At 64.4% G+C, this 22526-nt stretch carries 18 protein-coding genes, 2 tRNA genes and 1 riboswitch; of the genes, 6 read left to right on the forward strand and 14 right to left on the reverse strand.

Features of this window, described 5'->3' with window-relative positions:
- Nucleotides 1-37: 37 nt before the first annotated feature.
- The gene (locus AC58NV_RS05105; RefSeq protein WP_497226142.1) at nt 38-1837 is read right to left on the reverse strand and encodes an ABC transporter transmembrane domain-containing protein; all 1800 of its coding nucleotides are present in this window, start codon (nt 1835-1837) and stop codon (nt 38-40) included.
- Between the two features lie 166 nt (nt 1838-2003).
- A tRNA-Gly gene (locus tag AC58NV_RS05110) sits at nt 2004-2077 on the reverse strand.
- A gap of 174 nt (nt 2078-2251) precedes the next feature.
- Between AC58NV_RS05110 and AC58NV_RS05115 the strand changes: the two genes are divergently transcribed.
- From AC58NV_RS05115 to AC58NV_RS05125, 3 genes are all read left to right on the forward strand, one after another.
- Nucleotides 2252-2965, forward strand: coding sequence for a CbiX/SirB N-terminal domain-containing protein (locus tag AC58NV_RS05115; RefSeq protein WP_497226143.1), 714 nt, complete (start codon nt 2252-2254; stop codon nt 2963-2965).
- Nucleotides 2966-3040: 75 nt separating this feature from the next.
- A complete protein-coding gene (locus AC58NV_RS05120; RefSeq protein ID WP_497226144.1) occupies nt 3041-4324 on the forward strand; it encodes a hypothetical protein in 1284 nt (427 codons plus the stop codon).
- A gap of 434 nt (nt 4325-4758) precedes the next feature.
- Nucleotides 4759-4832, forward strand: a tRNA-Cys gene (locus AC58NV_RS05125).
- Between the two features lie 461 nt (nt 4833-5293).
- On the opposite strand, the gene AC58NV_RS05130 is transcribed toward AC58NV_RS05125, so the two are convergent.
- From AC58NV_RS05130 to AC58NV_RS05160, 7 genes are all read right to left on the reverse strand, one after another.
- The gene (locus AC58NV_RS05130; RefSeq protein WP_497226145.1) at nt 5294-5482 is read right to left on the reverse strand and encodes a hypothetical protein; all 189 of its coding nucleotides are present in this window, start codon (nt 5480-5482) and stop codon (nt 5294-5296) included.
- Between the two features lie 144 nt (nt 5483-5626).
- On the reverse strand, nt 5627-7867 hold the full coding sequence (gene ptsP, locus AC58NV_RS05135; RefSeq protein ID WP_497226146.1) for a phosphoenolpyruvate--protein phosphotransferase: 2241 nt from the start codon (nt 7865-7867) through the stop codon (nt 5627-5629).
- 271 nt (nt 7868-8138) lie between these two features.
- Nucleotides 8139-9377: an aspartate kinase gene (locus tag AC58NV_RS05140; protein WP_497226147.1), complete on the reverse strand. Its 1239-nt coding sequence runs from the start codon at nt 9375-9377 to the stop codon at nt 8139-8141.
- Between the two features lie 207 nt (nt 9378-9584).
- Nucleotides 9585-11033, reverse strand: coding sequence for a TrkH family potassium uptake protein (locus tag AC58NV_RS05145; protein ID WP_366663034.1), 1449 nt, complete (start codon nt 11031-11033; stop codon nt 9585-9587).
- A gap of 47 nt (nt 11034-11080) precedes the next feature.
- Nucleotides 11081-11950 carry a hypothetical protein gene (locus tag AC58NV_RS05150; RefSeq protein WP_497226148.1) on the reverse strand — a complete coding sequence of 290 codons (870 nt, stop codon included), beginning with the start codon at nt 11948-11950 and terminating at the stop codon, nt 11081-11083.
- Nucleotides 11951-12253: 303 nt separating this feature from the next.
- The gene (folE2, locus tag AC58NV_RS05155; RefSeq protein ID WP_497226149.1) at nt 12254-13357 is read right to left on the reverse strand and encodes a GTP cyclohydrolase FolE2; all 1104 of its coding nucleotides are present in this window, start codon (nt 13355-13357) and stop codon (nt 12254-12256) included.
- Nucleotides 13358-13467: 110 nt separating this feature from the next.
- The gene (locus tag AC58NV_RS05160) at nt 13468-14322 is read right to left on the reverse strand and encodes a LysR substrate-binding domain-containing protein (protein WP_497226150.1); all 855 of its coding nucleotides are present in this window, start codon (nt 14320-14322) and stop codon (nt 13468-13470) included.
- 109 nt (nt 14323-14431) lie between these two features.
- Between AC58NV_RS05160 and AC58NV_RS05165 the strand changes: the two genes are divergently transcribed.
- Both AC58NV_RS05165 and AC58NV_RS05170 read left to right on the forward strand, forming a co-directional pair.
- Nucleotides 14432-15220 (forward strand): HalD/BesD family halogenase, encoded by a 789-nt coding sequence (locus AC58NV_RS05165; protein WP_497226151.1) that lies wholly within the window; start codon nt 14432-14434, stop codon nt 15218-15220.
- Nucleotides 15217-16467, forward strand: coding sequence for a M24 family metallopeptidase (locus AC58NV_RS05170; protein ID WP_497226152.1), 1251 nt, complete (start codon nt 15217-15219; stop codon nt 16465-16467). Before AC58NV_RS05165 ends, AC58NV_RS05170 begins: the two co-directional genes overlap by 4 nt.
- 96 nt (nt 16468-16563) lie before the next feature.
- On the opposite strand, the gene metZ is transcribed toward AC58NV_RS05170, so the two are convergent.
- Nucleotides 16564-17754, reverse strand: coding sequence for an O-succinylhomoserine sulfhydrylase (gene metZ, locus AC58NV_RS05175; protein ID WP_497226153.1), 1191 nt, complete (start codon nt 17752-17754; stop codon nt 16564-16566).
- Between the two features lie 61 nt (nt 17755-17815).
- Nucleotides 17816-17894: riboswitch (SAM riboswitch) on the reverse strand.
- Between the two features lie 135 nt (nt 17895-18029).
- Here metZ and AC58NV_RS05180 point away from each other — a divergent pair.
- Nucleotides 18030-18713 carry a glutathione S-transferase N-terminal domain-containing protein gene (locus AC58NV_RS05180; protein ID WP_497226154.1) on the forward strand — a complete coding sequence of 228 codons (684 nt, stop codon included), beginning with the start codon at nt 18030-18032 and terminating at the stop codon, nt 18711-18713.
- 146 nt (nt 18714-18859) lie between these two features.
- On the opposite strand, the gene AC58NV_RS05185 is transcribed toward AC58NV_RS05180, so the two are convergent.
- The 4 genes from AC58NV_RS05185 to AC58NV_RS05200 form a co-directional block, all read right to left on the reverse strand.
- On the reverse strand, nt 18860-19471 hold the full coding sequence (locus tag AC58NV_RS05185; RefSeq protein WP_497226155.1) for an inner membrane-spanning protein YciB: 612 nt from the start codon (nt 19469-19471) through the stop codon (nt 18860-18862).
- Nucleotides 19472-19501: 30 nt separating this feature from the next.
- A complete protein-coding gene (locus AC58NV_RS05190) occupies nt 19502-20404 on the reverse strand; it encodes a DMT family transporter (RefSeq protein ID WP_497226156.1) in 903 nt (300 codons plus the stop codon).
- A gap of 123 nt (nt 20405-20527) precedes the next feature.
- On the reverse strand, nt 20528-21712 hold the full coding sequence (gene ftsY / locus AC58NV_RS05195) for a signal recognition particle-docking protein FtsY (protein ID WP_497226157.1): 1185 nt from the start codon (nt 21710-21712) through the stop codon (nt 20528-20530).
- Between the two features lie 77 nt (nt 21713-21789).
- Complete coding sequence (locus tag AC58NV_RS05200; RefSeq protein WP_497226158.1) at nt 21790-22431, reverse strand: lysoplasmalogenase family protein; 642 nt, start codon at nt 22429-22431, stop codon at nt 21790-21792.
- Nucleotides 22432-22526 lie beyond the last annotated feature (95 nt).

Raw genomic sequence — 22526 nt, forward strand, 5'->3', positions numbered from 1 at the left:
GGATCCGGGGCGCCTGATGTTTCATGCTTGCATGCGCTTATTCCGCCGCCAAACCTTCGGTGAACTGCAGCTTGGCCAGCCGCGCATACAGCCCGCCCTGCGCCACCAGCTCATCATGGGTGCCGGTGGCGACGATCCGCCCCTGGTCCATCACCACGATGCGGTCGGCCTTTTTCACGGTGGCCAGCCGGTGCGCCACGATCAGCGTGGTGCGGCCCTGGCTCAGCTCGTCCACAGCGGCCTGCACCAGGCGTTCGCTTTCGGCATCCAGCGCCGAGGTCGCCTCGTCCAGCAGCAGCACCGGCGCGTCGCGCAGGATGGCGCGGGCAATCGCGATCCGCTGTTTCTGGCCGCCCGACAGCATCACGCCGCGTTCGCCGACAAAGCTGTCATAGCCTTCCGGCAGTTTCGAGATGAAGTCATGCGCGGCGGCGGCCGCAGCGGCAGCCTCCACCTCGGCATCCGTGGCCTCGGGGCGGCCGAACCGGATGTTCTCGCGGGCCGAAGCGGCAAAGATCACCGGATCCTGCGGCACCAGTGCGATATGGCGGCGGAACTCATCCCGCTGCAGCTGGGTCAGCGCCACGCCGTCCAGCTTCACCGCGCCCTGGTTGGGATCATAGAACCGCTGCAGCATCTGGATGATGGTGGTCTTGCCTGCGCCGGACGGCCCGACAAAGGCCACCGTTTCACCCGGCTTCACTATCAGCGACACCTCCTCCAGCGCCGAGACATCCGGGCGCGCGGGGTAGCGGAAGGAGACATTATCAAAGTCGATCTCGCCCTTGACCGGCGCGGGCAGCACCTGCGCCGCAACCGGGTCCAGCACGGTGTCCTCGGCGTTCAGCAGCTCCACCAGCCGTTCGGTTGCACCGGCAGCGCGCTGCAGCTCGCTCCAGATTTCAGACAGCGCCGCAACCGAGCCCGCCACCAGCACCGCATAGATCACGAACTGGATCAGCGTGCCCTCGGACATCACGCCTGCGCGCACGTCATTGGCGCCCATCCACAAGACGCCCACGATGCCGGAAAACACCAGGAAGATCACGATCACCGTCAGATAGGCGCGGGTCTGAATGCGGCGGCGGGAAACGTCATAGGAGGTTTCCGTCAGCTCGGCAAACTTCGAGCGGCTGGCAGTCTCATGAGTGAAGGCCTGCACCGTCTGCACCGCCCCCAGCGCCTCGCCCGCGTTGCCGGAGGAGGCCGCGATCCAGTCCTGGTTCTCCTTGCTGATGGCGCGCAGGCGGCGGCCCAGCACCAGGATCGGCACGATCACCGCCGGCACGATCAGCAGCACCATCATCGTGAGTTTCGCTGAAGTCAGCAGCATCAGCACCATGCCGCCCAGGAAGATCAGCAGGTTGCGCAGCGCGATCGACACCGACGATCCCAGCACCGACTGGATCAGCGTGGTGTCGGTGGTGATCCGGCTCAGCACCTCGCCGGTCATGATGCGCTCATAGAACTCCGGGCTCATGCCGATCACCCGGTCGAACACCGCCTTGCGGATATCGGCCACCACCCGTTCGCCCAGCCGCGTCACCAGCGCATAGCGCACGCCGGTGCCCACGGCCAGCAATGCGGCAATCACCAGCGCGCCACTGAAATAGAGGTTCAAGAGGTCGGAATCGGAGACCCGGAAATTGTCCACCACCCGGCGCACCGCCAAGGGCAGCGTCAACGACAGCGCCGCCGTCAGCACCAGCGCGCAAGTGGCGGCCAGCATCAGCAGGCGGTAGGGGCGCATGAACGGCCACAGAGCCGACAGCACGCCAATCTTCCGGGATTTCTCCCTCTCTTGCTCCGCATTCGGGGCCGCTTGTCTCCGCGCCATTCCGGATCCTTCTGCACTTTGCTCTCACGGGTCTCGAAGCCCGCATAATTGCCAAGGTTCATGGCCCCGCAGGCCGGGCGCGTCAAGCGCTGAGCAGTTTCAAAAAGCACATGAAAACAGCCGCGCACTGCGTCACAGGGTATCAATCCGGCATGCTGGGAAAGTCTGGAGCGGGTAGCGGGAATCGAACCCGCACCTTAAGCTTGGAAGGCTCTTATGATACCATTTCACCATACCCGCTCAGGACATTTGCTGATTTAGGTGAAGCGCCGGGGAAGGTCAACCACCTTGTTTTCGTTTGCCTTTGCGGCGGCGGAAAATTCAACGCACCCCTTGCGAAAGCCCTGCCAAGCCCCCCAAATAACAGCACAATCCACCCGCCCCGCCGCCTGTTCAGACCACCGGAAGACCGCCGTGACCCAAAATCCGCAAACCGCAGTCATCACCGCCCACGGCCAGCCCTCCGCCCCCGCCCCGGCAGAAGCGGATCTGGCTGCAACTGCGGCGGCGGTGGCGGCGCATCTGCCGGGCTGGGACGTCCGTTCCGCCACCCTCGCCGCACCCGGCCGGCTGGAGGAGGTGATACAAGAGGGCGCCGTGGTCTATCCGTTTTTCATGTCGCGCGGCTATTTCACCAGCAAGGTGCTGCCCGCCCGCCTTGAGGGCCGCGCCTGCCGCATGGCCGCGCCGTTCGGCCTGGACAGCGGCCTGCCGGACCTTGCCGCAAACGCCGTGCGGCAGACGGCAGCAGACCGGGGCTGGCCGTTGGAAACCCTGAACCTGCTGCTGGCCGCCCATGGTTCTGCCCGCGGCGCGCGCGCCGCTGAGGCGGCAGAGGATTTCACCGCCAGGCTCAGCCCCCTTCTGCCGGGCTGCACGTTGTCGCTGGGCTATGTCGAACAAGACCCGCGGATTGAAACCGCCGCAGCCCCCCTGCCTGCGCAGTCCATCTGCCTGCCCTTCTTCGCCCAGGCCGGCGACCATGTGAAACAGGACCTTCCGGAAGCACTGGAGGCCGCTGTATACGGCGGCACTGTGCTGCCCGTGGCCGGCGCCCTGCCCGGCGCACCGGCGCTCATTGCCGCAGCCATCCGCGCAGCAAGCCTGGACCAAGGCGCCGGCGGGTGACGCTTCGGGTGTGCAGCGGCCTTTGGATGCGCCAGGACCTGCCACAGGCACATAATTCGGCAGAGCAACACCGAATTGGCAGGACCTGCGGCGATCAAGAAAGTCTTCGACTTAGCGGCTTCAATAGGCTACCCAAGGAGGCGAAAATACAACCCAGAGAGTTGTTTTGCTTTGCTTGATCAACCTATAAAGAATTTTTTCTTGGGCAACACTTCGGATCACGATCTGTGGCTGAAGCATGATGCATCGGTATTTTTTTCAGAGGCGGCTCCGAAAATCGAATCCGCCTTCTACCCTCTGTACAGATACGGGAACTATTACTCATTTTCCGTCTACCGGCTCGCCAGGCTGATGGGTGAAGTTGAGCTTGATCCGGCTTTCTGCCGGGCCATTTCCTCCGGGTTCAATGATGTCTGCAGGCCCAACCCCGTTGCGATCAAGGGCGTCGAGCGGCTCACCGGGACAGTGCATTTCACCGGCCTGGAACGGGACAAGACGCGGTTCCTGGAACGCCTGGCCGCCGCGATGCAGGAAGATGCCGATCAGGTCGAAGCAGCAAACCCCGGCAAGACGAACATCATCCTCTGCGGCGGCAAAGACAGTCTGAATCTGCTGCTTCTGAAGTGGTCGAACCCGGTTGTTGCCTACAGCGCCGAGCCGAATTTCGAGCTGGTCAGACAATTCTCCGAGGAAAACGGCCTCGGGATCGAGGTGAGACGGCTTGAGGATACAGAAGACCCGGACCTGAAGCAGCGGGAGATTGCAGAGGCTGCGGGTCAGGTTCATCACGGCAGCTGGAAATGGGCGGCTGCGCTTCGGGACATCGCGAAAGCCTGCGACCAAAACGCGGTTTTCTGGAAAGGCCAGCTCGGGGACATCTATCTAGCCCCGAACTGGCGCTTCTATTCGACATCGCGCAGCACCTTCTACAAGAAGCTCCGGTCCGCCTACCGGATGGGGTGCCAGAAACTGCCGGCTTGTGCCCCCATTGCAGACGCGCTTTTCGCCAAACACGCCATCCGCAGCACTGCCCACGGTGTCGTCGCCCGGGGCGCTGTGCTGCAAGGCTCCCACATGGGCTTCCTGCGCAGCATCTGCGACAGCCTCTTCGTGTCCGCATACCATGGCGCAAACGTCACCCGCGCGCTGCGCTCCATGCACCTGCCCAGCCTGTCCGATCACGACCTGCGCCCGGACCTCGGGCGCCTGCTGCTCGGCCGGGAGGTGAAATATCCGGTTGCAAACCCCGGCCCCAGCCGCACCGCTTTCCGCGAAGACTGGCGGAGCATTCCCAACCTGGTGGAAGCCCTTCAGCATCATGACATTCGCGTCACCAATGCGCGGGACGTCCTGGGTTAGGCTTTTCCCGGATGAGATGCGGTATGATCACACCGCTGCGCAGCGCGACTTTAACCGAATTCCCTGCGAACCCGAGGGGTGCCGCCGGCATTTGTTGGGCGAAATTCCCGCAAAAAAGCCGGCGGCGCCCCGATACGCCTTAAGCATCAACCGCGTTCAATTGAACGGGCAAGTAGTCATCTAAGACACGGCCACTACCGGTTTTTGGGAACTTCTCCCGCGGGCGAGTGCGTTGGAAGGTATTTTTCGCGCAGCCGTTTCACCACAGCGTTGCCGCCAAACAGTACATTGCTTCCGGCCCATGCCCGGAAAGATCACGGGTTGCCGCCAATGGCTGGCCTTGCGGAAAGAAAAGCAAATTTGGCCGGGGCAAAGGCATTTGGCCTCTTGCGCCAGCGCCGGGCATGTGATTAATCACGCCTTACACCACGGATGGCGAGTTGGCGGAGTGGTGACGCAGCGGATTGCAAATCCGTGTACACCGGTTCGATTCCGGTACTCGCCTCCAAACAAAATCAATGACTTAGGCAATGTAGAGTGTGCAGCACATGCTGCGTCTGAACATTTGTCTAAACATTCTGTTTTTGTTCTGTTCGCCGTTGCTGCGCTTGCAGCGCCCTCACATGCTGTCGAACTTTCTTAGTATAGTGCGTCACCAACGCAGGACTTTGCCCGGTCATCCGGCTCACGCCCAGGCACCGAACTCTCCTTTGGAGCATGGACTTCGTTCACGACAAGTTCAGCAATGGCCGAAGCTACAAGATGCTGAAATATGGGGATGAATACACGCGTCAGGCGCTCGCGGCGGCGGTCCGCACCCGGAAGGGGCCGAAGAGATTCTGGAGGCGCTCTTCCGTCTGCCCCTGCATCACAGAATGCCCGAGTTCGCCCGCAGCAACAACGGCCATGTGTTTGCGTCCCAGGCGCCCAGGTCTGGCTCGAAAAGGTCGGCTTGCCCCCAATCTGGATCTATTCGCGATCACTCTGGGAGAACGGATACAAAGAACGTTCCAATTGAACACTCCGCCGCGAGGTTCTCAATACCTTGCCTCCCTCGGCGTGCGGCAACGCGTCCGGCGCGCCAGGCACCGCGCCTTCGGCCAATGTCTCTTGCGCCGGCAGCTCGGTCCAACCTTCGGGCTGCATCTCAATCGCCATCGGCCCGTGGCATCTCCCGGTTCACAAAAGCATGCCAAGCGCGTTCCGAATCCGCCGCCGGAACGCAAATCACCTGCACCTTAGCTGCCCATGACAAAGACTGCCTTGGGGAATACCAGGCATTCCCGCCCCGGCAGACGGGGATTACAGCCCGCGCAGGTATTCCATCACCGCCGGGCGCACCGCCTGGTCGCCGCGGTGGCGGGCATCCGAGATGATCTTGCGCAGCTCGCCCAAGTCCACACGCATCAGCAGCGATTTCACCGGCCCGATTGAGGCCGGGCGCATCGACAGCGTGCGGATGCCCATCGCCGCCAGGCAGACGGCCTCGACCGGGCGGCCCGCGTCCTCGCCGCAGAAGCTCAGCGGCGTGCCGGAGATCGCGCAGCGTTCCACGATCCGCTCGATGAAGCTCAGGAAGCTCACGTTCAGCGTGTCATAGCGGCGGCGCACCCGCTCATTCTCGCGGTCGGCGGCAAAAAAGAACTGCTTCAGGTCATTGCCGCCAATCGAGACGAAGGCCACCTCGTCAAAGAACTTCTGCGGCGCGTAGGCCAGCGAGGGTGTCTCCAGCATCGCGCCGATCTTCAGATCCGCCGGCAGCACATGGCCCAGGATGCGCTCGCGTTCGATGGTCTTTTCTACCTCCGCCCTGGCGGAACGGTACTCCTCGAACTGGGCGACAAAGGGGAACATGATCGACAGCGGCCGCCCTTCGGCCGCGCGCAGCAGCGCCTGCAGCTGCATCCGCATCACGCCGGGCTTGTCCAGCCCCACCCGGATCGCCCGCCAGCCCAGCGCCGGGTTCGGCTCATCGGTGGGCTTCATGTAGGGCAGCACCTTGTCGGAGCCGATATCCAGCGTGCGGAACACCACCGGCTTGCCGTGGGCGGCATCCAGCACCCGCTTATACAGCGCCACCAGCTCCGACCGCTTCGGCATCTGGTTGCGCACCAGGAACTGCAGCTCGGTCCGGAACAGCCCGACCCCCTCGGCGCCGGAGCCGTCCAGCGACGGCAGATCGGCCATCAGTCCCGCGTTCATCACCATGTTGATGCGCTGCCCGTCGATGGTGACAGCCGGCTTGTCGCGGATCGAGGCATAGCGCTCCTGCGCCTTGGTATGCATCGCGATCTTGTCGCGGAAAGCGCCGACAACCGTGTCATCCGGGCGCAGGTGCACCACCCCCTGATCGCCATCCACCATGATGTGGTCGCCGTTCAGCGCCTCGGTGGTGACCCGCTTGGCATTGACCACCAGCGGAATCGCCAGCGCCCGCGCCACGATCGCCGCGTGAGAGCCGACAGAGCCCTCCTCCAGCACGATACCGCGCAGGTTGCGGCCGTATTCCAGCAGGTCGCCGGGGCCGATGTTGCGGGCAATCAGGATCGGGTTTTCCGGCAGCTCCGCGCCGGTATCCGCCCCCTGCCCGGTCAGGATCCGCAGCAGCCGGTTCGACAGATCGTCCAGATCGCTTAGCCGTTCGCGCAGATACGCATCCTGCACCTGGCTCATCCGGGTGCGGGCCTGGGACTGCTCCTTTTCCACCGCCGCCTCGGCGCTCAGGCCGCGGGCGATATCTTCTTCCATGCGCCGCATCCAGCCTTTGGAGTTGGCAAACATCCTATAGGCCTCAAGGACTTGCAGCTGCTCCTTGTCGCCGTTGCGGGACACTTCTAGCATTTTGTCGACACCGACCCGCAGCTCCTCCACCGCATCGTTCAGCCGCTCCAGCTCGCGCTGCGGATCATCGGCAATCGGGTTGGTCACGATCACCCGCGGCTCATGCAGCCAGACCAGGCCCTCTGCCGCGCCCTCCTGGGCTGAGGTGCCGTGGATCAGGACCGCCTGCTGGTGCAGCGGCGACAGCGCCGCGCCCTCGCCGACAAAGGCGCCCAGCTCGGTCATCTCGGCGATCACCATCGCCACCACTTCCAGCGCATAGACCGCGTCGGCGGAAAACTCGCGCGCCTCCTTGGACTGCACCACCAGAACGCCCAGCATCTCGCCCAGCCGCTGCACCGGCACGCCCAGGAAGGAGGAAAACCGCTCCTCGCCGGTTTCCGGCATGTAGCGGAACCCCTTGGCGTTGGGCGCATCCGGGGTGTTCACAACCTTGCCATAGCGCGCCACCCGGCCGACCAGGCCTTCGCCGATCCGCATCCGGGTCTGGTGCACCGATTCGATGTTCAAACCCTGAGTCGCGCACAGTTCCAGGGTCTCCTCGTCGCGGAACAGATAGACCGAGCACACCTCGGTCCCCATGCTGTCGGCGATCAGATGGGTGATCTTGTCGAGCCGCGCCTGGCCGGCATCATCACTCGCCATCGCCTCGCGCAAGCGGCCCAGAAGCTTCCTGCTTTCGGATTCCGTGGTATCGGCCATTCTCACCCTCTCCCGAGGTTTCTTCCCTGTACACTGCCGCCCTGATTGCTCTGCCGGAACGGACACCGCCCAGAGTAGTACGCCAGTGCTCTCTCCTCCACCCACTTGTCCCACCCCGGCGGAAAAAGTCCAAGTGTTTTTGCAGCATTGCCCGCAATCAAAGCATCCCGCCGCAGCCTTGGGCAGAACACCGCCCGCCGCAGGGCGCACATGACAAAGGCGCCTGAACGGCGCCTTTGCAAGTTCCAGAAAATTCCGGCTGGATAAGCGGTTAGCGGGCTTTTTCCAGCTCGAACGCGTCATGCAGCGCCTGTACGGCCAGCTCCATGTACTTGCGGTCGATCAGCACCGAGATTTTGATCTCCGAGGTGGTGATCACCTTGATGTTGATGCCCTCATCCGACAGCACCTTGAACATCTTGGCGGCCACACCGGACTGCGAGCGCATGCCGATGCCCACCACCGACACCTTGGCCACATCCTTGTCGGCCAGCAGCTCGGCATAGTTCAGCTCGCCCTGCTCTTTGATCGCCATCAGCGCTTTCTCGGCGCGGGCCACCTGGTCGGTCGGGCAGGAGAAAGTCATGTCGGTGCGGCCGTCCTCGGAGACGTCCTGCACGATCATATCGACGTTCACGCCCGCATCGGACAGCGTGGTGAAGATCGTCGCCGCGATGCCGGGCCGGTCGGCCACAGACTGCACGGTCAGCTTGGCCTCATCGCGGGAGTAGGCAACGCCGTTTACAACATTGGATTCCATGATTTCCTCCTCGTCGCAGACCAGGGTTCCGGCCTCGTCGGACTGTTCCTCAAAACTCGACAACACGCGCAGCTTCACCTTGTAGCGCATTGCCAGTTCAACCGAGCGGGTTTGCAGCACCTTGGCCCCCAGCGAGGCCAGCTCCAGCATTTCCTCAAACGCAATCTTGTCCAGCTTGCGCGCCTTGCCGCAAATCCGCGGGTCGGTAGTATAGACGCCATCCACGTCGGTGTAGATATCGCAGCGCTCCGCCTCAAACGCCGCGGCAAAAGCCACCGCCGTGGTGTCGGAACCGCCGCGGCCCAGCGTGGTGATGCGGCCCTCGGGGCTGATGCCCTGGAAGCCCGCCACAACCGCCACTTTCATGCCCTCGGCAAACTTGGCGTTGATGTTTTCCGGCGGGATCTCCTCGATCCGGGCCTGGCTGTGCGCAGAGGTGGTCATCAGCGGCACCTGCCAGCCCTGCCAGCTGCGCGCCGGGATATCCATCTCCTGCAGCGTCAGCGCCATCAGGCCCGCGGTCACGTTCTCGCCCGATGACACCACCGCATCATACTCGCGCGCGTCATACAGCGGCGAGGTCTCACCGACCCAGCCGACCAGCTCGTTGGTCTTGCCGGACATCGCCGACACGATGACGATCACGTCATAGCCCTTGGCCACTTCGACGCCGACGCGTTTGGCGGCGCGGCGGATGCGGTCCAGGTTGGCGACAGACGTGCCGCCGAATTTCATCACAAGTACGGGCATATGGAACGGGTCTCCCTGCGCTTGCGGGTTTCGGTCCCGTGCCTCATATGCGAGCCGCCCCCCAAGGGCAAGTGCGCGCAGGCCTTCCGGGCAAGGAAGCTGCGGCCCCGGCGCGGTTTCCAGCGCGGCAAAGCGCCACAAGGCGCTGCAGGCGCAACTTCTGCCAAACCGGCCCAAGGTCAAGGCGGGCAGTTTGCCCGCCACCGGTCAGGAGCGCCAGAACCGCACGGTCAGGATCGCATACACCGCCATCAGCTCCAGCCGCCCGATCAGCATCGCCGCGCTCAGGATCCATTTGGCCGGATCATTCAGGGTCGAAAAATTGCCCGCAGGCCCGATAATCTCGCCCAGGCCCGGCCCGATATTGGCCACTGCCGTCGCCGCGCCGGATACCGCGGTTATGAAGTCCAGCCCGGTAAGCGCCAGCGCCCAGGCCACAAAGCCCAGCGTCACCACGAAGAACATGAAAAAGGAGATCACCGAGCTCAGCACCTCGGTATCCACAGGCCGCCCTTCGTAACGGGTGATGAACACCCCGTGCGGCGAGCGGATGCGCTGGATCTGCACCTTGATCGAGGCAAACAGCAGCTGATAGCGGAAGATCTTCACCGAACAGGCGGTGGAGCCCGCGCAGCCGCCGATCAGCCCGGTGAAGAAGAAGATCATCACCAGGAAGCTGCCCCACTGCATGTAGTCCGCGCTGGCATAGCCGGTGCCGGACATGATCGACGTGATGTTGAACAGGGCCGAGCGCAGCGCCTCCTCGCCGCCATGCGGACGCGCGTAATACAGCACCGCCGCCGCCACCGCGACCAGCAGCCCCAGCGTCATCATGAAGCCGCGGATCTGGCTGTCGCGCAGCAGCGGCGTGCCATGGCCGTTGATCAGCTGCACATAGCGGACAAACGGCAGCGCAGCCAAAATCATAAAGACGGAGGCCGCATATTCCACCGGCCCGGCAAAGGCCCCGAACGACGCATCGTAATTGGCAAAGCCGCCGGTGGCGATGGTGGTCATCGAATGCACCAGCGCATCAAACGGCCCCATCCCCATCATCATGTAGACCAGCATGCAGGCCATCGTCAGAGACACGTAGATCAGCGAGATCTGCTTGGCGATCGCCTGCGCCCGCGGCAGGATTTTCCCGAATGTGTCAAAGCTTTCCGACTTAAAGATCTGCATCCCCCCGACCCGCAGCTCGGGCAGGAACACCATCGCCACAACAATGATGCCGATGCCGCCGACCCATTGCAGAATGCCGCGCCACAACAGCAGCCCGCGCGGCAGATTGTCGAGACCGGAAATCACCGTGGAGCCGGTGGTGGTCAGCCCCGACATCGCCTCGAAGAAGGCGTCGACAAACCGCAGTTCGGTCTCTCCCAGCATCAGCGGCACCGCCCCGAACAGCGGCAGCGCCACCCAGACCAGCGTGGTCAGAAGGAAGGTCTGGCGGATGCTCAGCCCCTCCTTCACCCCGTTGGCGCAGCTCAGGGACAGCAGCCCGCCGACCAGGATGGTGAAGACGGCGCTTTCCAGGAACACATGCCATTCGCCGCGGCCGTCCAGGAGGTCGACCAGCAGCGGGAACACCATCATGGCTCCCAGAATGACGACCAGCAGGCCGATGACATACCCAACCGGGCGGAGATCCAACATGCGGCGCAGCGTTGGCCCCCCGCGCGGCAGGTGTCAAGTGGGCGGCTTTATTCGCCGCTGCCGCGGGGGCCCGAAGCGTTGCGCTGCGGCATCTGCGGCGGCGCCGCGGGCTGGCGCGGGCGCTTGGCGGCTGCGTCCTGCCCGTCCTGCCCCTTGGACGCGGTTGCGGGCGCCGGTGCCGGGGTGCTGGCCGTGTCCGGCTTCGCTGCAGGTGCCTGCGCCCCCTCACCGCGGCGGGCGGCGGAGACGCTGCGGAACTCCGCTGGCTTCGTCTCCGCCTTCTCCCTGGCAGTTGTTCCGTTCCGGTTTGCCGGCTTGGCAGCGGCCGGCGCCTGCGCAGCCTTCGCGGTTTCCTTGGCAGCTTCGGTCTTGGCTGCTTCCGGTTTAACCGGCGCCGCCTTGGCGGTTTCCTTGACCGGCTCCACCTTGGAGACTGCCGGTTTGACAGCCTCCGCCTTGGTTCCGGCAGGGTCGGCCACGGGCTTCACCGCTTTGGGCGCCGCTTGTTTCCGCGCAGGCGCCTTGCGGGCAGTTGTCTTGCGTGCAGCGGGTTTGCGGGCCGCAGTCTTGCGCGCTGCGGGCTTCTTGGCTTTGGCTTTTTCCGCCGCCGGTTTCTCCGCCGGGGCCGCCGCTGCGGCTTCTGCTTCCAGGGCCGCGTCCGCAGCCGCCGGTGCGGCTTTCGCGGCCGGGGCTGGCTCCGGTGCGGCAGCGGCATCCCCCGCCGCCGCAGGCACACCCGCCTGCAGCAGCCGCCGCTGGGCTTCCATCATCGAATGCGCCAGCCGCATCTGCTCCAGCGGCGCCTGCAGCGCGGCCTCTGCCGCCTGGCGCCACAGCTTCAGCTGCAGCCCGGCTGCATAGGCCGCCCATTCATGCGTCTTGACCGTCAGGCCGGGGATCTTGTGAAAGCTCGTCATTTGTTACTCCTAAAGTCCTGCACTGCACTTGCCCCGGGACAGCACTGCAGCATCCGGGCAAAGAAAACAGGGAGCGGGCGCCGGATGTGCTCCGGGCCTGATGCAGCGGAAAACGGGCCGTCAATTGCAGACACCTGCGCGCAAGCTCCCCTCGCCCCCGGCAGGACGGCCGGGGGGATTCGAATTGACGCTAGCATGAACCTCTGCACTGCGGCATAAAAAATGCGGCAATGCAGAAATTGCCGCACACCTCAAGACTGACCCGGCGGAAACCTGCCCGAAATTCGGGCAGGCCCAGGCGCCTTAGCCCTGGTGGATCAGGGTCGAGAACAATTTCGGGTCCAGGCTCATCGCCTTGAACAGCGGCCCCTGGGTCAGCACGCTGACTGCATCATGGCTGTGCAGGCTTTCCTGGTGGCTCGCGACCACCCGGAAGTCGCCGATCCGTGCATCCGCCTGCAGCGCCTCGCAGAACAGCCGTGCCGCATCCTCGACAAAGATCGGGTTGGCGGCATTGAGCTCGGCAAAGGCCTGTTCGTCCTCGCGCTTGACCATCACCTGGGTTTCGGTCGGCACCGCCTTGCGGCACAGCTCGATCAGGTCCTCGAACCACAGGCACTCGCTGCCCGGCACCGACTGCACCGAAATCCGCGCCACCGAGCGCTGCGAATGCGGCGTCGCCAGCTGGCCGCGCGCCTGGCGAGCGTGCTCGGACAGTTCCAGCGAGCACGGGCAGGTCGAGGAATAGACATAGTCCAGATGCATGATCTTCTCACGCACCCCGTCGTGGTCCACCAGCTCCAGCGCAAAGTCGTAGTACTGGTAGCCGCTGAGGCCGGAGCGCAGGCTGTTTACCCGCGCCGGGAAGGAAAACCGCATCTGGATGCGCGCATCCGGGCTGTCCAGATCGCTCAGGTAATCATCCAGCGCATTCGCCATCACTTCGAAACTGAAGGTGCGCTCCGCGTGCTTGTAAAAGGTGCGCATGATCCGGGACATGTTGATGCCCTTCTTGCCCGCATCCAGGGACACGGTGCCGGTCACGCTGGTCTCCAGCGTCAGGTCGCCATCGTCGCGGGTGTGAAAGCGGATCGGCAGGCGGAAGTTGGAAATCCCCACATGCTGGATCTGCTCCTGCGCGCCGCGGATCAGGCTGGTCGGCCCGTTCTGCAGGTCAGGCAGCGTCGCGCGGTAGGTTTCGTCGGATTTGAAATCCTCCGGGTACTGCCGCGACAGCTCCGGGTAGTTGCCCACCTCACGGCCCGGCAGCAGCCGCGCCACAGCCGGGTCCAGCTCGGCAATCTCGGTCTCAGACACGGTGCCGGCCCAGGCCCGCAGCACATCCAGCGCGGCGGCAGCGGCCTCGCGGTCCGGCGCTTCAGCAGCGTCGCGGTTATGAATGTTCATCGGCGTTTCCCCCAGTGATACGGCCCATATAGGGTGCGGCAGGCCACCCTCATATACTGTTACGCGGCAATTTTCAAAACGGATCCGCCATTTGCGGCAGAACCGGCGCCTTATCGGACCCCCAGCACCTCCGCAAGGGTCCGCAAGCGGCGCGAGCGCGACTTGTAATGGGCGGTGACCAGCACATAGGGCCGCGGCATTTCCAGTGCCGGTCCCTTCAGCCCGTGCAGCCTGCCCGCACGGATTTCCCCGCCCACCACCGTCTCAGGCAAAAGCGCAATGCCCAGCCCCGCCTGCACCAGCGCCACCACCGAGGGCACCGATTGCCCGATCAACGCCGCCGCCGTATCCTCGCGCGCTATCCCGTGCTGAACAAAGTACTGCCGCCAGCCCGGCACCGAGGAAATCGTCTCGCCCCAGCTGACTTCCACCAGCGGCGCCGTCCGGAGGTCCGTTTGCGGGTCCATGCCAACCGGCACCAGCTGATCCGTGAACAGGGCCTGCGTCCGGTGCTCGGGATGCTCGCCGCCATAGGTCAGCCGCGCATCAATGCCCTCCGCTTCCAGGTCGATCCGGTCGTCCTCGATCCGCAGCCGCACCGGCACATCGGGCCGCAAGCCTGCAAAGGCCTTCAGCCGCTCCGGCAGCCACAGCTGTGCCAGCGCGGGCGTGGCTGAGATCACCAGCGGCCGCCGGGTGCCGCTTTCGGTCAGCGCCTCGGTGAAACTGGCAATCTCCGCCAATGACATCGCCGCCTTCTGGTAATAGTCGCGACCGGCATCGGTGAGCCGCACCTGATTGGCGCGGCGGGTGAACAGCTTCAGCCCCAGCCACTCCTCCAGGTTCTTCACCTGCATCGACACCGCGGCAGAACTGACCCCCAACTCTGCCCCGGCAGCCGAAAAGCTCCCGGTGCGGGCAGCGCATTCAAAGGCGCGCAGGGCATTCAAGGGCGGCAGCTTCATGGCGGCACAGTGCAAGAAAATCTTATGCTCGCCAAGATATTTTATAGTGGTCAGATCCCCGCCCCGCGCGCAGGCTTGGGAAAACACGAAAGCCCCCAAGGAACACCCCATGCGCGATATTCTCGATCTCGACCGTTACCCGCTCGACCGCCCTGGCACCCCGGAATGGCAGGCGCTGGTGGACCGCTGCCGTGCTGAGCTGGCCGCAGACGGCATGTTCAGCCTTGAGGGGCTGATGAGACCGGAGGTCGCCCAGGGCGCCGCCGATGCGCTGAAGGGCAAGTTCGAGACCGAAAGCTTCCACCACAAGCGCTGGCACAACATCTACTTCAAGGACGCGGTCGACGGCCTGGCACCGGACCACCCGGCGCTGCAAAAGGTCGAGACCTCGAACTTCACCCTCTGTGCCGACCAATTCCCGGGCTCGCCGGTGCTGCGGCTCTATGATTGGCCGCCCTTTGCGGAATTCCTCGCCGCCACCATGGACAAGCCCGCGCTCTACACCATGGACGACCCGCTGGCGCGGCTGAACATCATGTCTTACGGCGCAAGCCAGGCGCTGAACTGGCATTTCGACCGCTCCGAATTCACCACCACCATGCTGCTGCAAGCGCCCGAGGAAGGCGGCGAGTTCATCTACAGCCCCGAACTGCGCACGGATGACGACCCGAACTACGAAGGCGTCGAGCGGCTGCTGGCGGGCCAAGACCCCAATATGCGCACGATCACCCTTGATCCCGGCACCCTCAACATTTTCCGCGGCAAAAACTCCCCCCACCGGGTCGGCACAGTCAAAGGGGACAAGACGCGGGTGATCGCCGTTTTCACTTTCTACGAAAACCCGGGCGTGCGGTTCTCGGACGAGGAAAACATCGGCTTCTACGGCCGCGCGTCATGACCGAACTGGCCGTTTTCAAGGACGAGAGAAAACGCACCTTCCTGAATGCAGAAGGGGCCGACAAGCCGCTGAAATCGCCGCTGGGCCAGGACGTTCTGGACCGCGCTCGCGCCTACCGCCTGCAACGCTTGCGCGATGAAATGGCGCGGCAGGACGTGGCGGGGCTCCTGCTCTATGATCCGGTCAACATCCGCTATGCGTTTGACTGCTCCAACATGTCGGTCTGGACCGCCCACAACCCGATCCGCTACGCGCTGATCCTGAACGGCGGCCCCGGCATCATGTTCGAATTCAAGGGCTGCGAGCATCTGAACGACGGCCTGCCCGGCATCGACGAGATCCGCAATGCCATCGGCTGGATGTTCATGTGCGCGGGCGACAAAGCGACGGACCGCCTTGTCCCCTGGGCTGCCGAAATCGCCGGTCTGGTCAAGCAATATGGCGGCGGCAACATGCGGCTGGGGGTCGACCGGATGGAGCCCGAGGGCGTCCATGCCCTGTCGGAACACGGCCTCCAGATCCTCGACGGCGGCCGGATCACCGAGACCGCCCGTGCCATCAAATCGGCGGACGAGATCGAACTGATGCGCTGGACCATCCGCGTCTGCGAGGCCGGCATGGCCCGGATCTACGAACACTCGGTGCCGGGCGTCACCGAACAGGAGCTCTGGGCGCATCTGCACTTTGAAAATGCCCGCTCCGGCGGCGAATGGCTGGAAACCAAGCTCCTCACCTGCGGCCCCAACACCAACCCCTGGTACAAGGAATGCTCCGCCCGAGAATGCCGCGCAGGTGAGATGATCTCCTTTGATACCGACATGATCGGCCCCTACGGCTATTGCGCCGACCTCTCGCGCAGCTGGACCTGCGGCTATGCGCCGATGAACGGCACGCAAAGGCGGCTGTATGCGGCAGCGCGGGAGCAGATCGAGCACAACACGGCGCTTTTGCAGCCCGGCCTGAGTTTCGCGGAGTTCAATGCCAAGAGCTGGCAGATCCCCACCCCCTATCAGCCTTACCGCTACTCGCTTGCCGCGCACGGCGTGGGCATGGCCGATGAATGGCCGGTGGTGCCGCTGCATGTGGACTTCGACAGCGCCCATGGCGGCCAGTTCGAGGAGAACATGGTGATCTGCATCGAAAGCCTGATCGGCGAGAAGGGATCCGAGTCGGTCAAGCTGGAAACCCAGGTGCTTATCACCGCCGACGGCCCGGTGCGGCTCGACAGCTTTCCCTGGGAGATGTGACCCGGCAAAAAGAGAGGGGGCTGTCTGCCCCCTCTTGAGCCTGCGGCTCAATTCACCCCCGAGAGTATTTCGGGAAAGATGAAACCTCGCCCGGAATCAGGCCTGCGAGGCCTCCAGCGCCGCCTTGAGGTCGGCGATCAGGTCGTCTGCATCCTCCAGCCCGACCGAGAAGCGCACCAGGCCCGGCGTGATGCCCAGCTCGTCCTTCAGTTCGTCTGTCAGCCGCTGGTGCGTGGTCGTCGCCGGGTGGGTGGCGATGGATTTCGCATCGCCCAGGTTGTTGGAGATCACCGGGATTGTCATCGCGTTCAGGAACTTGAATGCCGCCTCCTTGCCGCCCTTCAGGTCCAGCGACAAGACGGTGCCGCCCTTGCCGCCCAGCTGAGTCTGCACCAGCGCGTTCTGCGCGTGGTCCTTCAGCCCCGGGTAAATGGTGCGCTCCAGCACCGGATGGCCGGTCAGGGCTTCGGCGATCTTCAGCGCGGTCTCGGCCTGCGCGTTCACCCGCAGCGAAATGGTTTCCAGCCCCTTCAGCATCACCCAGGCATTGAACGGGCTAAGCGATCCGCCGGTGTGCTTCATATAGGGCTCCAGCGTGCCGCGGATATACTCCTTGGTGCCAAGCACCACCCCGCCCAGCGCCCGGCCCTGGCCGTCGATATGCTTGGTCGCGGAGTAGATCACCACATCGGCGCCCTGCGCGATGGCGTCCGAGAACACCGGGGTCGAGAACACGTTATCCACCACCACGGTCGCACCAACGGAATGCGCAATCTCTGCAACCGCCTTGATGTCGATCACCTCCAGCGTCGGGTTCGACATGCTCTCGAAAAACACTGCCCTGGTGTCCGGGCGCACCGCCGCCTTCCAGGCCTCCAGGTCGGTGCCGTCGATGAACGTCACCTCAACCCCGAAGCGGCCCAGCACATCCGCCAGGATATAATTGCAGGAACCGAACAGCGCCTTCGCCGACACGATGTGATCGCCCGCCTTCACCAGCGAGGTCAGCGCGCCGTTGACAGCCGCCATGCCGGAGGCGGTGGCAAAAGCATCCTCCGCCCCTTCCAGCGCCGCGATGCGCTTTTCGAACATGTCGACGGTCGGGTTGCCGTAGCGGGCATAGATGAACTCATCCGGGCCGGTCTCGATGAACCGCGCCTCAGCCTGCTCAGCGCTGTCGTAGACAAAGCCCTGGGTCAGGAAAATGGCTTCGCTGACTTCGTTGTACTGGCTGCGGCGGGTGCCGCCATGCACCAGCGTGGTACGCTTGTTCCAGTTGTCGCTCATCTCTTCTGTCTCCTCGTGCCCATAGCGCACAAAAAACCCCCATTCGGCCAAGCGAAAGGGGGTCCTTCACGTCCTGACCTCTTTAGCGGGATTGTTTAACGTGGCCCGCAATCCGGTAACAAATCGCCACGATGTGATGCAGGGGCTTTACGCATCTTGCGGGATTCGGTCAAGCCGCCGCGTCCCTCCGCGTCACACGGATGTGAGCACCGCTGCCCCTTGCCTGCCCGCGCCCCCCATGCTCCTGTGGCCGGGTTGATAGACGGAGGCGCAAGATGCAAGACCCTATCCGGCTCTTCTACTGGCCCACGCCGAACGGCTGGAAAATCTCCATCGCCCTGGAAGAGATGGGGCTTCCTTACGAGGTCACCCTGATCGACATTGGCAAGGGCGATCAGTTCGCGCCGGATTTCCTGAAGATCTCTCCCGGCAACAAGATGCCCGCGATCATCGACCCGGACGGGCCGGGCGGCGCGCCGGTCTCGCTGTTCGAAAGCGGCGCCATCCTGCAGTATCTCGCCCGCAAGACCGGGCAGTTCTACGGCAAGGATGAGCGCGCCCGGCTCAAGGCGGATCAATGGCTGATGTGGCAGATGGGCGGGGTCGGCCCGATGGCGGGCCAGGCGCATCACTTCCTGAAATACGCGCCCGAGGATCTGCCCTATGCCAAGGACCGCTACCGCAGCGAGGCCGCCCGTCTCTACGGCGTGCTGGACCGGCAGCTGGCGGAGAATGAGTATGCGGCGGGCGCGGACTGTACGATTGCCGATATGGCGATTTGGCCCTGGGCCTCGCTGTGGGAGGGCCAGCAGCAGACTTTGGACGACAAGCCGCATCTGGCCCGCTGGCTCGATCTGATGTGGTCCCGCCCCGGCGTTGTGGCGGGCCGGGCGCTGCACGCGGACCTGCGCGCCGACCGGTCCGATACCAGGGCGCAGCAGGTATTATTTGGCAAGTAATGGAAAAGGGCGCCTGCGGCGCGGGTGTAAGGTACCGGAAAGAAGCGGGACCGCAGCACGCCGCAGGCGGGCTGCCCGGCCCAAGGCTTTGCGCCTCATCTCACTGAGGGGCAAAGGCGCGGGAGCCCGCCGCTGCCAGCCCACGGTTACCCCGCCGGGCCGGCCTCTTCCTCGATTCCGTATGTCTGCAGCAGCCGACCCTGGAACATGAAGAAGGCAAACATCGCCACAGGCAGCCCGAAGGTCTTGAAATAAACCCAGGTCTCGGTGCTTTGCGTGCGCCAAATCAGCTCATTCACCACCGCCAGGCCAAAGAAGAACGCACACAGGCGACGCGTCAGGATCATCCAGCCCTCCTGTTTCAAGGGCATCAGTTCCTCCATCACTACCTTCAGCCAGCTTTGCCCGCGCAGGAGGCCGATACCCAGCAAACCGCCGAACAGCAGATACAGCATCGTCGGCTTCATCTTGATGAAGCGGTCATCGTTGAACCACACCGACATGCCGCCGAACAGCACCACCAGGATGAGCGTCGCAAACTGCATCCGCGACAGATGGCCGGTCAGCTTCCACAACGCCAGGGTAGAGGCCACCATCAGCGGGATGAACGCCGCGGTGATGACGATGAAACCCTTGTATTCGCTGCCGCCGATCAGAAACACCTCATCCTTCAGCTTCAGATAGCCGATGAAGAACAGGACAACGGGGCCCAGTTCCAGCACCATCTTCAGGGTCGGGTTGATCTTCTTTGCGGCCATGGGGCCTCCTGTCAGTTCTGCACGCGGGCTTTAGCCGCCCACTTCCACTATCACGGCGCCCAGGGCGATCAAAGCCATCAAGGCAATCCGCCGCGGCCCCACCGTTTCCTTCAGCACCAGCCAGCCGATGAGGGCGGCAAACACGGTGGAGGTCTCGCGCAGCACCGCTGCCTCCCCCACCTTGTCCAGCCGCGTCGCCAGCATGATGGCGCCAAAGGACGCAAAAGCGACCAGACCGCCAAAGAAGCCCCGCACCATCAACGGCCCCGGCGCGGGCGGCGCGGGCATTGTCCGCCAGCGGGCGAAGGCAATCACCGGAAACACCAGCCCGTCGATCATGAAGAACCACGCCAGGAAGGTGAACGGATCCGCCGTCGCCCGGATGCCATAAGCGTCATATGTGGTGTAAGCGGCCACAAACAACCCGGTCACCACCGCCAGCCCCAGCGCAATCCCCAGCGTATCGCGGTTCACCGTCAGGTAGCGGTAGTTGTACCCTGCAAGGCCGAAGATCCCCGCCAGCAGCACTGCCACCCCCAGCCATTGCACCGGAGTGAACACCTCGCCGAACAGAAAGAAGGAGCCAATGACCGTGAACAGCGGCCCGGTGCCGCGTACCACCGGGTAAACCACCGTGTAGCTGCCCTTGGTATAGGCCAGCGCCTGGAACAGCTTGTAGAAGACGTGGATCACCCAGGCGACGAAGAAGATCAGCCACATATGCGGCTCCGGCCAGGGCACCACGAACAGCGCAAACGGCGCCGCCATCACGCAGTAGGAAAAGTCGATCGCCCCGCGCGACAGCCAGGGATCATGCCGCCCTTTCTGCAGTGCCCCGAACACCGCGTGCAGGAAGGCCGCCCAGATGGCCAGAAACAGCGCTGCCTGATGCCCGGCCTCGGTGCCTTCCAGGGAGATCAGCCAATCGCTCAAATCAAATGCCTTTGCGCGGGATGGGAGCGCCGGGGGCCGCCTGCCCCGCGGCCATTGGGCTTGAACCAATGGCACCTACAATGGCTGCCCCCCGGGGATATTTCTAGCCAGATGAAGGACGGATCAGGATTTCTCCAGACCGGTCAGGGCTGCCGCAAATTCTTCCGGGTCAAAGGGCGCCAGATCGTCAATCTGCTCGCCCACACCGATGGCGTGGATCGGCAGGCCGAACTTGTCCGCCAGCGCCACCAGCACGCCGCCCTTGGCGGTGCCGTCGAGCTTGGTCATCACCAGCCCGGAAACATCCGCCAGCTGCTGGAAAGTGCCGACCTGGCTCAGCGCGTTCTGGCCGGTGGTGGCGTCCAGCACCAAGAGGGTATTGTGCGGCGCGGTCTCGTCCTTCTTGCGGATGACGCGGACGATCTTGGCCAGCTCCTCCATCAGGTCGGCGCGGTTCTGCAGCCGTCCCGCGGTGTCGATCATCAGAAGGTCAGCGCCCTCTTCCTGGGCCTTGGTCATGGCGTCAAACGCCAGCGAGGCCGGGTCGGAGCCCTCGGGCGCGGTCAGCACCGGCACCCCGGCCCGGTCGCCCCAGACCTGCAGCTGTTCGACTGCGGCGGCGCGGAAGGTATCGCCCGCGGCAATCACCACTTTCTTGCCTGCGCCCTTGAACTGGCTGGCCAGCTTGCCGATGGTGGTGGTCTTGCCGGAGCCGTTGACCCCCACAACCAGCACCACCTGCGGGCGCTTGGCATAGATCGGCAGGGGCTTCGCCACCGGCTCCATGATGCGCGCAACTTCCTGTGCCAGCAACTCCTTGAGCTCGCGGCTGGAGACCTTCTTGCCCATCCGCCCCTCGGCCAGGTTGGCAGTGACGCGCAGGGCAGTGTCCACCCCCATGTCGGCAGCGATCAGCAGCTCTTCCAGCTGCTCCAGCATATCGTCATCCAGCGCCCGGCGCGGCTCAGCCGCCGTGGTGCGGCCCATCAGGCGGCCCAGCAGACCCGGCGACTTCTTCTCCGGCTCAAGGGCGGGCTGCGGTGCCGGTGCGGGCTTGGGTGCGGCCACCGGCTGCGGTGCAGGCGCGGGCTCCGGTTCGGGCGCAGGCTCCGGCTCGGCAACGGGGTCCGGCTGCGGCACCGGTGCCGGGGCGGGCTGCTCCGGGGTCACCGCAGGGGACTCTGCCAGGGCCTCTACAGCCTCAGCCGCGCTGCTGTCCGCGCCCTCCTCGACAATCGCATCGAGCCCCTGCTCGAGCTTGGAGGAGGATTTGAACAGCCGCTCCTTGAGCTTTGAGAAAAACGCCATCTTGGTCTCCGCAAAAGGGTCTGCACCCCACCTAATGCGGATTAAGCCGGAGTGCAAAGCGCAACGCGCCTTGGAAATCAGGAAAATGCCGCCAGAAACCCGGCTTGCGCCCCCCAATACAGCGGCCAGACCGCATAAGGCGTGATCCGGCGCAGCGCGTGATCTTCCGGCAGCACAAAAGTTTCCGCCGCCAGCACCATGTCCGACAGCATGAAGGCTGCGGCGGCGGCGAAGACCCAAGAGCCAAACGGCAGCGTCAGCGCTGCCGCCCCCATGCCAAGAATGATCGGGATGTACCCCAGCACCGCCCCTTTCAGCACCCTGGCCCGCGGCGCCAGAAAGCGCGCCATCCCCAGTCCCAGCAGCAGCAGAGCCGCCGCAATGGCCGCCCCCGGCATCTGCAGCAGCCGCGCCGGGTCGCTCGCCTCCCGCGTCAGGAACAGCACCGCATAGGCCAGATGCCCGGCGGCAAAGGCACCGACGCCCGCCATGAACGCCCCCTCGCCGTCGCGCGACAGGAACAGATCGCCCAGCGCGCAAAGCCCCAGCGCCACGGCCAGCAGCCCCGGCGCGCCCATCAGCAGCGCTGCCAGCGCCAGCAAAGCGACCGATGCCGTTTTCAGCACGCTGCGCAGCAGGCCCGGCGGCTGTGCAGCCATCAGCAGATAGATCAGCGCACAGGCCCCGGCCCCCGCCCAAAGCATCAGTTCCGCCGTCATCGCCTGCCTCCCCTGTTACTTTCCCGCACTCTGTCCCCGCAGGCCGCGCGCGGTCAAAGGTGACCCCGCGGGAGCCGGGCAGATGCATGCAACGC

The sequence above is a fragment of the Leisingera sp. ANG49 genome, assembly GCF_059694505.1.